Origin of the sequence: Mesorhizobium sp. 1B3 (assembly GCF_050958605.1) — a bacterium.
Lineage (GTDB): Bacteria > Pseudomonadota > Alphaproteobacteria > Rhizobiales > Rhizobiaceae.
The window spans coordinates 527,779-543,342 of sequence record NZ_JBJHDO010000005.1 but is presented as its reverse complement, the minus strand read 5'-3'; the positions used below and the strand labels follow the sequence as shown (position 1 = coordinate 543,342).

At 61.4% G+C, this 15,564-nt stretch carries 13 protein-coding genes and 2 pseudogenes; 9 read left to right on the top strand and 6 right to left on the bottom strand.

What is annotated here, in order from left to right; all coding sequences use genetic code 11:
- Window positions 1–35: 35 nt before the first annotated feature.
- Window positions 36–113: pseudogene (locus ACCO56_RS17255) on the top strand (IS6 family transposase); the annotation flags it as partial.
- 174 nt (window positions 114–287) lie between these two features.
- Here the strand turns inward: ACCO56_RS17255 and ACCO56_RS17250 are convergent.
- Window positions 288–782, bottom strand: a complete 495-nt coding sequence (locus ACCO56_RS17250) for a MaoC/PaaZ C-terminal domain-containing protein (RefSeq protein ID WP_433642012.1) — start codon at window positions 780–782, stop codon at window positions 288–290.
- Window positions 783–798: 16 nt separating this feature from the next.
- Window positions 799–1,485 carry a TetR/AcrR family transcriptional regulator gene (locus tag ACCO56_RS17245; protein WP_433642011.1) on the bottom strand — a complete coding sequence of 229 codons (687 nt, stop codon included), beginning with the start codon at window positions 1,483–1,485 and terminating at the stop codon, window positions 799–801.
- Window positions 1,486–1,561: 76 nt separating this feature from the next.
- On the opposite strand from ACCO56_RS17245, the gene ACCO56_RS17240 reads away from it, so the two are divergent.
- The 8 genes from ACCO56_RS17240 (at window position 1,562) to ACCO56_RS17205 (ending at window position 10,592) form a co-directional block, all read left to right on the top strand.
- Entirely contained in the window at window positions 1,562–2,596 is a 1,035-nt protein-coding gene (locus tag ACCO56_RS17240; protein ID WP_433642010.1) for an ABC transporter ATP-binding protein, read from the top strand.
- 27 nt (window positions 2,597–2,623) lie between these two features.
- On the top strand, window positions 2,624–3,685 hold the full coding sequence (locus ACCO56_RS17235) for an ABC transporter substrate-binding protein (protein ID WP_433642009.1): 1,062 nt from the start codon (window positions 2,624–2,626) through the stop codon (window positions 3,683–3,685).
- A 65-nt stretch (window positions 3,686–3,750) separates the two neighbouring features.
- Entirely contained in the window at window positions 3,751–4,581 is an 831-nt protein-coding gene (locus ACCO56_RS17230; protein ID WP_433642008.1) for an ABC transporter permease, read from the top strand.
- Entirely contained in the window at window positions 4,578–5,366 is a 789-nt protein-coding gene (locus ACCO56_RS17225; RefSeq protein ID WP_433642007.1) for an ABC transporter permease, read from the top strand. The genes ACCO56_RS17230 and ACCO56_RS17225 overlap by 4 nt, the downstream gene beginning before the upstream one ends.
- Window positions 5,366–6,142: an enoyl-CoA hydratase/isomerase family protein gene (locus ACCO56_RS17220; protein WP_433642006.1), complete on the top strand. Its 777-nt coding sequence runs from the start codon at window positions 5,366–5,368 to the stop codon at window positions 6,140–6,142. The genes ACCO56_RS17225 and ACCO56_RS17220 overlap by 1 nt, the downstream gene beginning before the upstream one ends.
- A gap of 2 nt (window positions 6,143–6,144) precedes the next feature.
- A complete protein-coding gene (locus ACCO56_RS17215; protein ID WP_433642005.1) occupies window positions 6,145–7,773 on the top strand; it encodes a class I adenylate-forming enzyme family protein in 1,629 nt (542 codons plus the stop codon).
- Window positions 7,774–8,512: 739 nt separating this feature from the next.
- Window positions 8,513–9,835 carry a DUF3422 family protein gene (locus tag ACCO56_RS17210; protein ID WP_433642004.1) on the top strand — a complete coding sequence of 441 codons (1,323 nt, stop codon included), beginning with the start codon at window positions 8,513–8,515 and terminating at the stop codon, window positions 9,833–9,835.
- A gap of 157 nt (window positions 9,836–9,992) precedes the next feature.
- On the top strand, window positions 9,993–10,592 hold the full coding sequence (locus tag ACCO56_RS17205) for a helix-turn-helix domain-containing protein (protein ID WP_433642003.1): 600 nt from the start codon (window positions 9,993–9,995) through the stop codon (window positions 10,590–10,592).
- A 60-nt stretch (window positions 10,593–10,652) separates the two neighbouring features.
- On the opposite strand, the gene ACCO56_RS17200 is transcribed toward ACCO56_RS17205, so the two are convergent.
- From ACCO56_RS17200 to amaB, 4 genes and pseudogenes are all read right to left on the bottom strand, one after another.
- Window positions 10,653–11,753 carry a YkvI family membrane protein gene (locus ACCO56_RS17200; protein WP_433642002.1) on the bottom strand — a complete coding sequence of 367 codons (1,101 nt, stop codon included), beginning with the start codon at window positions 11,751–11,753 and terminating at the stop codon, window positions 10,653–10,655.
- A gap of 42 nt (window positions 11,754–11,795) precedes the next feature.
- Window positions 11,796–12,545, bottom strand: coding sequence for an acetoacetate decarboxylase family protein (locus tag ACCO56_RS17195; RefSeq protein WP_433642001.1), 750 nt, complete (start codon window positions 12,543–12,545; stop codon window positions 11,796–11,798).
- 270 nt (window positions 12,546–12,815) lie between these two features.
- Window positions 12,816–14,043, bottom strand: a pseudogene (locus ACCO56_RS17190) (pyridoxal phosphate-dependent aminotransferase).
- A 9-nt stretch (window positions 14,044–14,052) separates the two neighbouring features.
- Window positions 14,053–15,564, bottom strand: coding sequence for an L-piperidine-6-carboxylate dehydrogenase (gene amaB / locus ACCO56_RS17185; protein WP_433642000.1), 1,512 nt, complete (start codon window positions 15,562–15,564; stop codon window positions 14,053–14,055).

Genomic DNA, 15,564 nt, shown 5'->3' with positions numbered 1-15,564 from the left:
GCCATGAACGCGCTTTTGTTTCCCGGGGGCCTGTCATGTGCAAGGGCCGGCATTTCGACCAGCCCGTGATCCTGCTGTGTGTTCCCTGGTATCTGGTCTACAACCTAAGATTGCACTAAAAAGGGCAAGAGCACTCAGTTCAGACATGAATAGCGGGCGTATCTTCTCATAGCCCGCGATCAATGCTCCATGGGGGTTCGGTTGAGCCAACCCGTACGCGGTTGACGCTTCGGTAAAGCGACAATCCGGACAAGCCCCATGTTTGTTCCTGCGGTACACATAGCTTGCTACTGGAACCCGCGCGCCGAAATGTAGAACAGCCACTCCGCGAATAGCGTGGGCTTGCCGTCCTGCCGCTCCAGCGTCACGTCCTGCTTGAGAATGGTGCCTCCGGTCAGGTGCTGACGGATTTCACTGACACGGATGCGGGCTCGGAACGGCGTGCCGACGGGCAGCGGGCCGACAAAGCGCAGCCGGTCGAAGCCATAGTTGAGGGCGTGGTTCGGATCGACGCCCTTAAAGCCCTTCACGGTCTCGCCGAACAGACGCGTCAGGTTGGCGACCTGTAGAAAGCCGGGCACGATGGTTCCGCCGTAGGGCGCCTCGCGAGCGGCGCGCTCCGGATTGAGGTGGATCCACTCGCCCTCTCCGTCGCCGGAAACCGCCGCGTACCGGTCGACCGTCTCCTGGTCGATGACTCGCCATTCCGACACGCTCTCCTGCCCGATAAGGTCGTTCAGTCGACGCGCGCTTTCGGGAGCATCCTGCGTGCTGGTCGTCATTTCATCCTCGATTTTTCTAGCTATTTGCTTCGTCGACTACGACCCGAGTCCAGATCGCGGTAAGGCAGTCGGCGAGACGGTCAGGGTGATCTGCCCAATGCCGCAAGCTGGGCGTACGGGCGGTGAAGATATTTGCCAGGAGTTCGTCGGCCATCGCGACAAGGGCGCGTGCGCGCAAGACCTTCTCGTCGGACGGAAAATTGCCCGGCATGTTCGCGGCAATCACCAGCGACCAGCGGTGGTTCAGCTGGTCGTGCCACCGCGCAAATTCCGGCTTCTCTCGTGCGAGGGACGCTTGCGCTGCAAGAAAGGTCGCATTGCGCGCGTATAGCGCGAGGTAGAAGGAATTGGTGACCCTGACCCGCTCGTCGAGGCTCTTGCCGCGCAGACGGGGCCGTGACCGGTAGACCGCTGTCCAAAACATGCGGAAGAGGGCAACCGCGATCCGCGACCGGTCGCCGTAGTAGAGATAGAACGTGCCCCGCGCCATCTCGGCACCAGCGCATATGCCTTCCACCGTCAGCCCCTCGTAGCCCTTCAAAGCAAGCTCCTGTGCCGCGGCCGCGAGAATTTTCGCGCGGGTACGCACGCGCTTGGGACGGCCGCGCTGCAGCTCGGCACGCTCCGTCATCAGTTCGACGAAGTCGAACACCGTGGGCACGACCTGATTCTCGACTGGCTCGATTTCGCTTGCGTTGAACATGTGCGGATATTGACTCGATCCATAAATGACGTCAATGTCATTACTGACGTTGTCGTCATATATTGAATTGGGCCTCATGGATCAGGGAAGAGCTCCGGTACGGTTCGAACACGTCGTGCGCCGATTTCGCAGCGTGGTGGCGCTCGACGATCTTTGCCTCGACATTGCCGCCGGCGAGTTCATCACCCTGCTAGGGCCAAGCGGCTCTGGTAAGACGACCGCTCTCAACATCCTCGCGGGGTTCGACCGCGCCACTTCGGGCGAGGTGGTCATCGGCGAGCGTGCCGTGGGGGCGCTTCCGCCCGAAAAGCGCAATGTCGGCATGGTTTTCCAGAGCTTCGCGCTCTTCCCGCACATGAGCGTCTTCGAGAACGTTGCCTTCCCACTCCGTATGCGCAAGGTGAACTCGAGCGAGGTGAAGGCCCGCGTCTTCCGCGCGCTGGAAATGGTCCAACTCACAGGGTTCGGCGACCGTCGTCCGGCAGCTCTCTCGGGCGGCCAGCGCCAGCGAGTCGCTCTTGCCCGCGCCGTCGTTGCAGAACCACCGGTGCTGCTGATGGACGAAAGTCTTTCGGCGCTGGATCTCAAGCTGCGCGAGGAGTTGCAGGAAGAGATCCGCCGGCTGCACCGCGATCTCGGCACCACCGTTCTTTTCGTCACCCACGACCAGGGCGAGGCGCTGACGCTGTCGGACCGCGTCGCGCTGATGAACAGGGGACGTATCTGCCAGCTCGGTACCCCGGATGCGCTCTATGACCGGCCGGCGAACCGCTTCGTTGCGGACTTCATCGGCCGCACCAACATCGTGCCGGTGGACGGCGACGGGCACAATGCCTCAGTGGGCCTCGAAACCGTTGCCGAACACGCGGTGGCACTGAGCATTCGCCCCGAAAAGCTGCGCAGGGTTCGAGGCCAGGGGGACATCGTCTTTGACGCGGTCGTGCAGGACGTGGCCTTCAAGGGCGCGACGATGGAGCTGCGCCTTCGCACGTCTAGCGGGCTCATCCTGCGCATGTCCGAGCCCCGCACCGGTGGGCAATCCGCCCCTGCACTGGGCGAGACAATTCGGATCGGCTTTGCGCCCCACGACGCAACACCCCTTTACGAGTAACCCAACACCGATGGGAGGAACCAAATCGTGACACGTCTGACGAGAAGAAGCCTGCTGGCCACGGCCATGGCCTTGCCGCTGCTGGCCGGCAGCGTCGCTGCGCAGGATGTAGAGATCACCTATGCCGGCTCCGGCGGTGGCCTTGCGCAAGTGATGGACATGCTGTTCGACAAGCCCTTCACCGAGGCAACCGGCATCCGCATCAAGGCCCTCGCCACCACAGATCGGGTGTCGGCGCTGCAGGCGATGATGAAGGCCGGGAACCCGATCTGGGACGTCGCCGAACTTACGCCCGTAGAATACGCGACGGCGTCTATCGAGGGCTGGCTCGAGCCGATCGACTGGGCCATTGTCGATCCGAACAACCTGCTGCCCGACGAGGCCAAGCTCGTCGATGGCGGCATTGCCGCCACCTATTCCACGGTGATCGCCCAGCGCACGGACAAGCTTCCCGAAGGCAAGAAGATCACGTCCTGGGCCGACTTCTGGGACGTTGACAGCTTCCCCGGCCCGCGCGCCCTTCAGGATTCGGTGATGGAAAATCTCGAATTCGCGCTGATCGCGGACGGTGTCTCGCAGAAGGAGGTCTACACGGTCCTCGCGACCGAGGAGGGCGTTGATCGCGCCTTCGCCAAGCTCGACGAGATCAAGCCGCACGTTACGTCCTGGTGGACCGCCGGCGCGCAGCCGGTGCAGATGCTTTCGGACGGCGAGGTTGCCTTCACCACGGCCTGGAACGGCCGCATCACCCAGCTCAAGCAGGAGGGCGTTCCGGTCGAGAGCGTATGGAATGGCGGCGCGATCAAGCCGTCCTATGTCGGCATCATGAAGGGCACCAAGCACAAGAAGGAAGCCGAGCAGTACATCAACTTCATGATCGCGGACCCGCAACGCAGCGCCGAGTTTGCCAAGCTGGTCGCCTATCCGGGTATGACCAAGGGCCTCTACGACCATATTGATCCGGCGATCGGCAAGGAGATGCCGACCCATCCCGATAACGTCGCAGGCCAGTTCGTCGTCGACGCCGTGTTCTGGGCGAAGCACATGGAAGCGCTGCAGGAGCGCTGGCAGGAGTGGATGCTCGAATAGTCACACATCATGATGTGGCGGCCCCTCAGAGGGCTGCCGCCTGATCCTCCCTAACCGGTCCAGCGATGCGCCTCGATCACCGCCTCACCCTGTTGCCCGCCCTCGTGCTGGCCCTGCTGATGTTCGCCGTGCCGGTGGCGTTCGTCTTCACGGAGGCGTTCTTCACGCCCGAACTTTCGCTCGCCCATTTCGAGCGTTTCTTCGCGAGGCAGGCCTACCTGTCGGTCTACCAGAACACGCTGCTCGTTTCGGCCATCACATCAACCATCTGCCTCTTGCTCGGCTATCCGATGGCGCTGTTCATCGTGCACCAGCCGCCCCACCGCCGGCCGCTGCTTCTGTTCCTCGTCCTGGTGCCACTGTGGATGAGCATCCTCGTTCGCACCTACGCATGGATGGTGGTGCTGGGGCGCGAAGGCATTATCAACACCGTCCTGCAGTGGCTGGGAATAATCAATGAGCCGCTGCCGATGATGTTCTCCACCGGTGCGGTCTACGTCGCGATGGTGCAGCTGCTTCTACCCATCATGATCGTCACCTGCTATTCAGCCATGACGGAGATCGACCCCGGCCTGGTGCGGGCGGCGTGTGTGTGTGGCGCCAGCCCCCTTGCCGCCTTCCGCAAGGTGTTCCTGCCGCTCAGCCTCGAAGGCGCGGTAACCGGATGGTCTGTCATCTTCATCCTGTCGATGGGATTCTTCATCGTGCCCGCCTTGGTCGGCGGAAGGAAGGACGTCCTTCTCGGCAACATGATCGTCAACCAGATAAGCCAGGCCAACTGGGGTTTTGCCGGCGCCCTGGCGATCATCCTGCTCGTCTCCACCATCATGCTTGTCGGGGCTCTACGCCTCGTCCTTGGCCGGTTTCTCTACTCGCCTAGGGAGGGCACGGCATGAAATTGCGCGTCCTGGCCGGCATCTTCTTCGCCCTCGCGGTCCTGTTCCTGTTCTTCCCTATCCTGATCGTCGTGCCGATGTCGTTCAGTGGCGACCGGTTCCTCGGTTTCCCTCCGAAAAGCTGGGGCTTCGTCTGGTACCAGACCTACTTTTCGGATCCGGTATGGCTGGCCGCCACCTGGCGTTCGCTGCGTGTGGCGGCCACGGCGGGCCTGATCGCGACCTTGGCGGGAACGGCAAGCGTCATCGGGCTGTCCAGGCTGTCGAAGACCTGGCGCGCGGGAGTGACGGGGCTGCTGCTTGCTCCCGCCATCGTGCCCAACGTCATCGTGGCCCTCGGTGTGTTTATCGTGGCCCTGCGCTTCGGCTCTACCGACAGCGAGGCGACGCTCGTCTTCGCCCACGCGGCAATCGGCCTGCCCTTCGTGGTGATGATCGTGGGTGCGGCCCATCGCCAGACCGACCCCATGCTGGAGAAAGCGGCGCGTATCTTCGGTGCCGGCCCCTCTCGCGCCTTCTGGACCGGAACCATGCCGCCACTTGCTCCGGCCATCTGCGCCGCCTTCATCTTCGCCTTCTTCGTCTCGTTCGACGAACTGGTCATCGCGCTCTTCCTGATGGGCGGTTCCGAGACGCTTCCGGTGCGCATCTGGAACGACCTTCGTTTCGAGATCAACCCGACGATCGCCGCAATCTCCACCGTCTTCGTCGTCATCACCACACTTGCCATGGGACTGGCGGAATTCCTGCGCATCCGCGCGACCAGAACACAGGGAAACAATTGATGTTCAGATACGAGAAAGCGGACGGGATCGCCGTCCTCACGCTCGACAACCCTCCGGTCAACGTGCTCACCCCAGAGACCCACGAGCAGCTCTACGGCATCCTGAAAGACTTCTATTCCGATCCGGAGATCCGCTGCGGCATCTGGACCGGCGCAGGCGAGCGTGCCTATTGCGCCGGCGACGACGTCAAGAGCGAGCGCCTCGAGCGCACGACAGCCGAAATCGTCGACCGCCACCTGACGCCGCGTCGCGAGGGCGATCCGGCAGAATATCCAGGCTGGGAGGGCGAGATCCTTTCGCTCAAGCGCACCAAGCCGATGATCGCCGCCGTCAACGGTCCCTGCATGGGACAGGGTATGATTTACCTGCTGCTGCTTACCGACCTGCGCATCGCCGTGCCCAAGGCCCGCTTCGGCTTGCCCGAGATAGCCTATGGCATGCCGGGCGCCGGCGGCGTCACCCGCCTGGGGCGCCAGATACCGCAGACGGCCGCGCTCTGGATGGCGCTCACCGGCGAGGCGATCTCGGCCGAGGAGGCCCGCCGCTGCTTCCTGATCAACGAGATCGTCGAGCCGGCGCAGTTGATGGAACGCGCACGGCAGATCGCCTCCCGTATCGCCTCGCTGCCGCCGCGCGCCATGCGGGTGGAGATGGAGACGTTCTATCGCGCGCTCGACCTCGACCGCGACGATGCGATGGCCTTTGCCGGCCACATGTACCAGCTCGTACGGGCCACCTTCGACAAAACCCCGCCGCTCGCCGCCAAGGAGAAGTAACAATGACGATCGATCCCGGCATCGCCGAGATGAAGGCCGCGCAGGACAAGATCGCAGCAATGGCCTTTCCCACGTCCATCGGCGCCTTCGTCGCCGAGCGCGCAGCCACGATGGGCGACGCGTCCGCCGCGATTTGGTTCGAGGACAACATCACCCTGTCCTACGCAGACCTTCATAGGCGCTCCGACACGCTGGCGGCGGCGCTTATGGCACGCGGCATCCGAAAGGGCGCTCACGTGGCGCTCATGATGCCCAACGTGCCCGAGTTCGTCCTTTCCTGGTTTGCCCTTGCCAAGCTCGGCGCAGTGCTGGTGCCGACGAACTCCGCCTATACCAGCACCGAGCTCGACTATTTGCTCAACCAGTCCGACGCTCAAGCAGTCATCATCGACGCCTCGCTGCTTCCGGCGCTGGAGGGTATGTCGAAGCGCCCCGCCGTCCTCGACGATGCGCGCGTCTTCGTGCGCGGCGCGGCTGACAGCCGCTACGGCTCGCTTGACGCGATGCTGGCCGAGGAGCGCCCATGGAACGCGCCATGGCCCGTCGTTTCCACTGATCTGATGAGCCTGCAATACACATCCGGCACGACCGGGTTTCCCAAGGGCTGCATGCTCACCCATGACTACTGGCTATTGCTGGCGCTCTCCGCCGCCGCCGGCATGGGCGCGGACGAGATCAAGCGCTCGCTCCTGTGGGCGCCGTTCTTCTACATGGATCCCCAGTGGCAGTTGCTGATGACCATGCAGCTCGGGGGCACCGCCTACATTGCGAAACGGCTGAGCCTGAGCCGTTTCTTCGACTGGGTGCGGGAATTCGAAATCAACTACACGTCGTTCTCCGAAGTCGCGCTCAAGGCGCTGCCGCCGAGCCCCGCCGACAAGCAGATGGCGCTTCGCTACATCAATGCCTGGGGCTGGGCGCCTGCTTCGGTCGAGGAGGCGGAGGAGCGGTTCAACGTCATCGCTCGCGATTCCTTCGGAATGACGGAGATCGGCGCAGGCATTCTCATGCCCGTCTCCGCCACGCACAAGCTGGACAAGCGCACTTGCGGCGTGCCTGCGCCTTTCCGCGAGACGCGTATCATCGGCGAGGATGGACGTGAATGCGGCGTCGGCGAAGCTGGGGAGCTGCAGATCCGCGGCCGCTCGATCCTGCTCGGCTATTATAAGCGGCCTGACGCGAACGCAGAGAGCTTTGAGGGCGACTGGTTCCGCACCGGCGACCTCTTCACGGTGGACGAAGATGGCTACTACTCGATCGTAGGACGCATCAAGGACATGGTTCGGCGCTCGGCCGAGAACATCTCGGCACGCGAGGTCGAGGCGGTGCTGCACGACATGCCGGAGATTGAGGAAGCTGCGGTGGTGCCCGTGCCCGACCCGCTGCGCAAGGAAGAGGTCAAGGCCTACATCAAGTTGAAGCCAGGCGTATCCCGCGAAAGCTTCTCGCTCGACGCACTGTTCGAGCATTGCCGGAAGAACCTCGCCGCGTTCAAGGTCCCCCGCTACGTCGCCTTCATCGACGAGTACCCGCGCACGCCGTCGGACAAGATCGCCAAGTCCAAGCTGATCGCGGCCACCGACGACCTGCGCATGGACAGCTTCGACCGGGTCGACGGCATCTGGAGATAACCGGTTAAGGTCGGCTCGCACATTGCGAATGCACATTCGGTTTCTTGCTGCTCGGCGTGAGGATCCGAGATGGCACTGATCTAAGTCTGGTAGAACCTGGCCCTTGGAGGTCGCTGCGGTTTCAGCTTCTGCAATTTAATATTATCAAGCCAGAAGCTGGCCGTTCGCTTCAGCAAAAGCACTTCTCCACCTCGGACCGACTTTGGTGGGTAACTGAGTGGCAGCTTGTCGCCATTGGCTGACAGAAACCGGACCGACCACTCGGCAGTGGTACGACTCCGAATTCGACGCCAGTTGGAAAGTACCTGGATACCCCCTTCCGACCATTTACGGACAATGGGTTCAGGCGAGTGTGAATGACCCGCGAGATAACCTGCCAATTTCATCCAGCGGCGATTGAAGATACGCCGTATGGCGCGGGTTGAGCAACGGGCGATCGCCGGAGCTATTTAGTCGAGATTGCGCAGCCGACCGCCTGTTGCGATGGGATTGGCGGCGTGAGCCGCACGCATGATGCGGAGCGCGAAAGGCGGGCGCGACCGGTTGTAGTCGTTGGTCCGTTCGGCGATCGTCGTTCGGGCATGGTCCAGGCCCTCGATGTCCTTCAGGGACTCGCGCGCGCCCTGGCGAATTTATTTGCCTGTCCATATGCTGCGGCTCATGAGCGTGCGCTGATTTGCCGTTTGCTTGAGCCGTCGAATTTTTCTAGAGCCGCGGCGGATTAATCGCGAGGCCGTCGATGACAACCGAGCCGCCGTCTCTCGAATTCCTGCCGCGTGCAACCGGCAGCGTGATGGGATTTCCGGCACATGCCGAGCGCGCCGGTGCGCTCGGCGAGATTCATGCGCGGCCGCACCCCCTGGTCGAAATCCCGCGCGTCCTGGTACAGCTTTCCTTCATGACCGATGGCGGGTCGAGCGTGGACCATGCCGTACTTTCCGAGCTTTCGCGGCGGCTCGGGATCGCTGCGCCCGACCGACAGGCCCGCCACCACGCCATGAAGTGGGGACAGGGATCCGTCCGCTGGGAACGGCACACCGAATTCTCGACCTATGTATGGGAGGGGCCGCTCGTGGAATCGGGTGGGCTGCGGGAGGATTCGCCCTTCGGTAATGGCTTCAGCCCGCCCGGCACCGTGATCTCCGGCATCAGGCTCGAGATCCGCGAGTGGACTCCGGCCAACGAGAAACTGATAGCGAGCTTCGACCCGACCAGCCTGTGCTACTCGGTGGTCGAGAACGGCGCGGCTGCGATCATTACCGATTTTCGCCAGGATGGCGACGGCTTGACGCGCATCCTGGTGCTCGACCGCGGCCTGACGCCCGCCCGCACCGGCGCATTGTCGCAGCGGCTGATCGACATCGAGACCTATCGTACATTGGCGATGTTGGGATTGCCGATGGCGCTGTCGCTGTCGAGCCGCGTCCGACGGATCGAGGACCGGCTTGCTCAAATCACACTGGAGATGAAGGTCAGCGAAACGCGTAACGGTCAGATGCTGCTCGCCGACCTCACCGAACTCGCTGCGGAGCTCGAGGCCGACGCGGCCTCGAGCCTCTATCGGTTCGGCGCCAGTCGCGCCTATGACGGCATCGTGCGCGAGAGGCTCGACGCGCTGGATGAGACGGTCGTGCCGGGTTACGAAACATGGGCCGGTTTTCTGCAGCGTCGGGTGGCTCCGGCCATGCGCACCTGCCGCTCAGTGGAGGAACGCCAGGCCAACCTGTCTCGCAAGCTTACGCGGACCACCACGCTCTTGCGCACCTGGGTCGACGTCGAGGTCGAGAAGCAGAACCGCGACCTGCTCGCTTCGATGGACAACCGTGCTCGCCTTCAGTTGCGCCTCCAGCAAACGGTCGAAGGTCTCTCGGTCGCCGCCGTCTCCTATTATGTGGTCGGACTTATCGGTTACATCGCCAAGGGCGCGGCGGCTATGGAGCACGCTTTCCTGCCCGAGATCGCTACGGCGGCGGCCGTTCCGCCGACAGTGGCACTGGTCTGGTGGGGTGTTCGACGGGTACGCCGAGCGCATCAGGAACACAAGGTTCGGGCCGGCGAGTAGCGTCCCCCACGATCGGCCACGTTCATGAACGCAGCGATGCTCCCGCCATTTTATTGCTGGTGCGGATCTGCCACGAAAACCGTGGTCAAACGAACAGAATGAATGATTGATTTCCGTCTTGTCAGCCTCTCTAAAGAGGGAGACGAGATGTTGAATTTTGCCGGTCAGCGGTGAATTTGGGGCAGCTGCAGAAATAGCCCGCGAGGTTGCATCCATGATACACACAAAGCTAAGGAGCCTCAGGAAGAAGAATAAGCTAAGACTGCAGGATGTTGCCGAGGCCACCGATCTGTCGCCGGGCTATTTAAGCCAAATGGAAACGGGAAAAGCCGAGCCGTCTATAGCGCAGCTAAGAAAGCTTGCCGCCTACTATAATGTTGGGGTCGTTCACTTTTTTGAATCCGATGACGAGGAAGAAATACTGGTCAAGGCGGACAAACGACCGCGCTTCGGTCGCCCTAACTCACCATTAATCTACGAACTTTTGCGTAATAACATTCACGGTATCGATCTGCAGGTCGCCATAATAAAGCTGGCTCCTCATTACGAGGAGCCGAAAGGGCTGTTTCTTACCTGCCAGAGCGAAGAGTTCATCTATGTGCTCTCCGGTGTTCTAGGCTTCGAATATAACGGCCGAATGTACTATGCCGAGAAAGGCGACTCCATTTGTTACAGAGCGCAGCTCCCTTACCGGCTTTTTAATCCCACTTCGGAAATGACCGAGATACTCGGTGTCGGAGCTCCTTCGGCATCCTGACAGAGGTTACCCCCAGAGTGACCATTTTCGATCACTCTGGAGCCTGCTTGGTCCAGCCTATCAGCTCGCCGATTGAAGACTTTCGCTTGGCACCGGCCTTTTGACGAACTTCACGTAAAACACCGGTATTACGTAGAGGATGCCGATATAGGCCGCAACCGTCGTGACAATGTTCACCAGAACGGAGAACGAGCTGACACCGCTTGCGAAATAAGCGAGCACCGAGGTCATGACGATCACCCACTTGTAGGTGCTCGTGCTTTCAGAGACAAAAGCGTTGGTGACGGACCATATCAATGGTGCGGTCGTGGTGTAGAGTGCGGCCACCAGTACGGCGCCATAGATGGCGCCGAGAATGGGATTGATACTCGCCCCCAAATGCAGATTGGGAACTTCGATGCCGTCCAGCACGGTGATGTTCGCCATGAATGCAAGAAGCATTACGATGCAAGCCGCTACGTACAACGTTGCCCCGATGACGACGCTCAACGTCAACTGTCGCGTAGAGGCGGGGTTGGTCATCGCAATTCCCGACAGGTAAGCAGCCTGGAACAGGATGCAGTACGAGAAATACATGAAAGCTGCCCAAAGCCAGTTATCGGTCGGTTTGAGCAGGTTGTGCGTGTTTATATATTCATTACCTGCCTCGACGCTGTTGGCACCTTCAAACAGGGCGATGACGGCGATAAGCATTACGAAAACAATGATGCAGGGCCCGAGACTGCCGATAACATCGACCATCTTTTTCATGCCCAGCAGACCGGTGACAAGAACCATCGCCGTCATGATGATGCGACCGAGCTGGTTCCCGACGTCGAAATACTGGGAGAACGCGGCCCCGGAGCCGGCAATCATCAAGCTCGCCATGCAGAACAGATATGCGATGGAGAAGATGAACAGCGCATTGCCGAGATATTTTCCGCAGTAGAACAGGTAGACCTGGTGGAGGGACTGGAGACGGAAGTTCCGGGAATCCCTCACAATAAATACTGCATACGATGCCCAAAGGGCGGCGCTTATCACGATGCCGGCCACGCCAACGTACCCATAAGCAGTAAAATACTGCATTATTTCCTGGCCGCTACCGAAACCGGAACCTGCCAGATAAGCCAGATACGCACCGGAAAGAATAAGAACCGTTAGAAAGCCACTGCGTCCCACTTTGAACTCCAATAAATGACTTTGGTCTGAGCCAGTAGATAATCAGATGAGCGTGTCGATGACTTTGGCCCAGCCATTTTCCGTCGTTGCGAGGAAATCGGTAACGGAATATCCGCCACCAAGGACTTTCAACGGCGCAAAATCGCCGATCGGATCTGTTGGTGAGCTATTGATAGTCACCTTCACCTCGGCGAAATCATTCGAAAGCGTGGTGCAGGTCGATGAATTATCGCGGAGCGTGATGCGCTGCGAGAAGATTCCCGGGCCATCGGGATTGGGAATGGTCAGAATGTTGAGGTGCGGAAACACAGCCGGCAACTTGGGAAGGTCCGCAAGCGGCTTCGAGCAATCAAGCTCGATATCGATCAGCTTTACGCCACGTCGTGTAGCGGTGCCCCTAATAATGTTGCCGCTTTTCTCAAGCGTCATTTGCGCAAATTTTTTCGGATAACCCCAGTACCGGCCGGTTTCTATTGCCGCATCGTCATCTTCCCATTCATACATGTAATGGCCACCGATGGTGTCCTTGTATTTTACGGTAAAGATAATACCCGCATCCATGTATGGAAGCTGAGGGCTTTCCGTGAAATCATTCACGTAGATCATGCACAGATTGCTGACGTAGCTGAACGGGGTAGGCTCCAGATGACGACGGAGTGTCTCCTCGTCAACTTCACACATCGCGTAAACGGTTTTGCTGTTCTTGCATCCATATGGGAGAACGGGATCGGGAACCAGCGGAGCCTGTACAGGCATATTGTTGGCTTTTTGAATTTTGGCTCCGCTCATCATGATGCTCCGAGATTTTGCAATAGGTGAAATATGACCAGAAATTTTGTAATTGCAAAATTTCTTTGGATGGGATTTGATCGATGATGTGGAAAGAAGGCCAGTTCAAGCCTATCGCGCCCCGAGTTAGAAGCGGACGGGCAAGACCTTCGTCTTCGTCACTCATGACCCGGAAGAGGCGACGTCCATGTCGGTGGTGGCGGTGATGAACCGGAGCCCAGATCGAGCAGATCGCATCGCCGCGTGAGATCTATTCCGGTCCGACCACCGCATTCAGGTCGTCAGGGCGGTGCAGGCCGCTGCAATGCGCGCCAGGGCCCGTCGCAACTCGTCCGGCGATGTAGCGTAGGAGATGCGGAAGAAGGGCGAGGCGCCGAATGCCGAACCCGGCACAACAGCAACCTTGGCCTCTTCCAGCAGATAGGCGCAGAAGTCGCGATCGCTTTCGATGTTTCGACCCTGCGGCGTGGTGCGCCCGAGCATTCCCGCGCAGCTTGCGAAGGTATAGAAGGCGCCTTGTGGACGGGGACAGGCGATGCCTTCGATGGCGTTGAGCCCGTCCACAACCAGGTCGCGACGGACGCGGAAGCTGTCGCGGCGTTCGTTGAGATAATCCTGGGTTCCCGTCAGCGCTTCGATCGCCGCCGCTTGGCTGACGGAAGACGGGTTGGAGGTGGACTGGCTCTGGACCACGGCCAAAGCCTTGATCAACGCAGACGGCCCGGCCCCGTAGCCGATGCGCCAGCCGGTCATGGCATAGGCCTTGGAGACGCCGTTGACGGTGAGGATGCGATCGCGCAGCGCAGGCTCCAGCGCCGCCGGCGTGACGAAGCGGAAATCGTCATAAACGATGTGCTCGTAGATGTCGTCGGCCAGAAGCCAGACGTGCGGATGCTTCAAAAGCACGTCGAGCAGCGGGTGATAGTCGGCTTGAGCATAGGCCGCGCCGGTCGGGTTGGAAGGCGAGTTCAGCATCAGCCAGCGCGTGGCCGGCGTGATGGCGCGTTCAAGCTGATCGGCCATCAGCCGGAACCCGTTGGCGGCATCGCAGGCAACCAGCACCGGAACGGCGCCGGCAATGCGGATGATGTCGGCATAAGACGTCCAGTAGGGGGTCGGCACGATCACCTCGTCGCTCGGGCCGAGCGTGGCCATGAAGGCGTTGAAGATGACCTGTTTGGCACCGGCGGCGATGCTGATTTCGTTTGTCGAGAAATCAAGCCCGTTGTCGCGCCGGAGTTTTTCCCGCACCGCCTCCTTCATGGCGGGCGAGCCGTCGAGGGCGGTATATTTTGTTTCACCGCGCTTCATGGCTTTGAAGGCCGCTTTCTTCACCGTATCGGGCGTGTCGAAATCCGGCTCGCCCGCGCCAAGCACGATGACATCATGGCCGTCTTTGCGCATGGCGGCCGCGCGCGCCCCGATCTTCGGAGACGCCGATGTCGGCAATGCGGGCCGCCGGCCTGAAAGGCACCGAGGCAGCATCTGAAGTGGTGGGCATTGTTGACCCTCAATCAATGTCGAACGAAACACCCTGCGCCAGCGGCAGCGCCTTGGAGTAGTTCACCGTGTTGGTGGCGCGGCGCATATAGGCCTTCCAGGCGTCGGAGCCGCTCTCGCGGCCGCCGCCGGTCTCCTTCTCGCCGCCGAACGCGCCGCCGATCTCCGCGCCGGAGGTGCCGATATTGACGTTGGCGATGCCACAGTCCGAACCGTCGGCGCCGAGGAAGCGCTCGGCCTCCTGCAGGTTCAGCGTGAAGATCGACGAGGACAGGCCGGCTCCCACTGCGTTGTGGTCGGCAAGGGCCTGGTCGAAGTCGCTGTATTTCATCACATAGAGGATTGGCGCGAAGGTCTCCTCCGTCACCGGAGCCACCTGCTTCGGCATCTCGACCAAGGCCGGCTTCACGTAATAGGCGTTGCCAAGCCCGTTCTCGACGCGGGCTCCGCCGGTGATCTCTCCGCCATTGGCCTCGGCTTCCCCTAATGCCTTCTGCATGTTGTCGAAGGCGGCCTTGTCGATCAGCGGCCCGACGAGCGCCGAGGTTTCCAGCGGGTTGCCGACCGAGACGCTCTCATAGGCCTTTTTCAGGCGCGGCACGAGCGCGTCGTAGACGCTTTCATGCACGAACAGGCGGCGCAGCGTGGTGCAGCGCTGGCCGGCCGTGCCCATGGCGCCGAAGGCGATGGCGCGCAGCGCCATGTCGAGATCGGCCGAAGGGCAGACGATGCCGGCATTGTTGCCGCCGAGTTCGAGGATGGCGCGGGCAAAGCGCTTGGCCAGGCGCGGGCCGACGTCACGGCCCATGCGGGTCGAGCCGGTGGCCGAGACCACGGGCACCCGGGGATGGTCGACCAGGACTTCGCCGACGGCACGGTCGCCGATCAGCACCTGGCTCAAGCCCTCCGGCACGCCGCCGACACGGGCCGCGGCCTTGTCGAAGATCGCCTGGCAGGCGAGCGCGGTAAGCGGTGTCTTCTCCGAAGGCTTCCAGACGACGGCATTGCCGCAGACCAGGGCCAGAGCCGCGTTCCACGACCATACCGCGACCGGGAAGTTGAAGGCCGAGATGACGCCGACCACGCCGATCGGATGCCAGGTCTCCATCATGCGATGGCCGGGACGCTCGGTGGCGATGGTGAGACCGTAGAGCTGGCGCGACAGGCCGACCGCGAAATCGCAGATGTCGATCATTTCCTGGACCTCGCCGAGGCCCTCGGACGGGATCTTGCCCGCCTCGATCGACACCAGCCGGCCGAGATCCTCCTTGGCGGCGCGCAGCTCCTCGCCGAGCAGCCGCACCAGCTCGCCACGCTTCGGCGCGGGCACGTTGCGCCAGATCCTGAAGGCCTTGTCGGCGCGCTCGATGGCATTGCCGGCCTCGGCCGGCGAAATCGACTTCAGCGAGCCGATCTGTTCGCCAGTCACGGGACTGCTCACGATCAGGTCGCCGGCGGACAAGGCGGACCCGGCAACGCCGAGTTTCGAGAGAAGAGCTGAAGTTTCCTGCAAGAGCGGCAT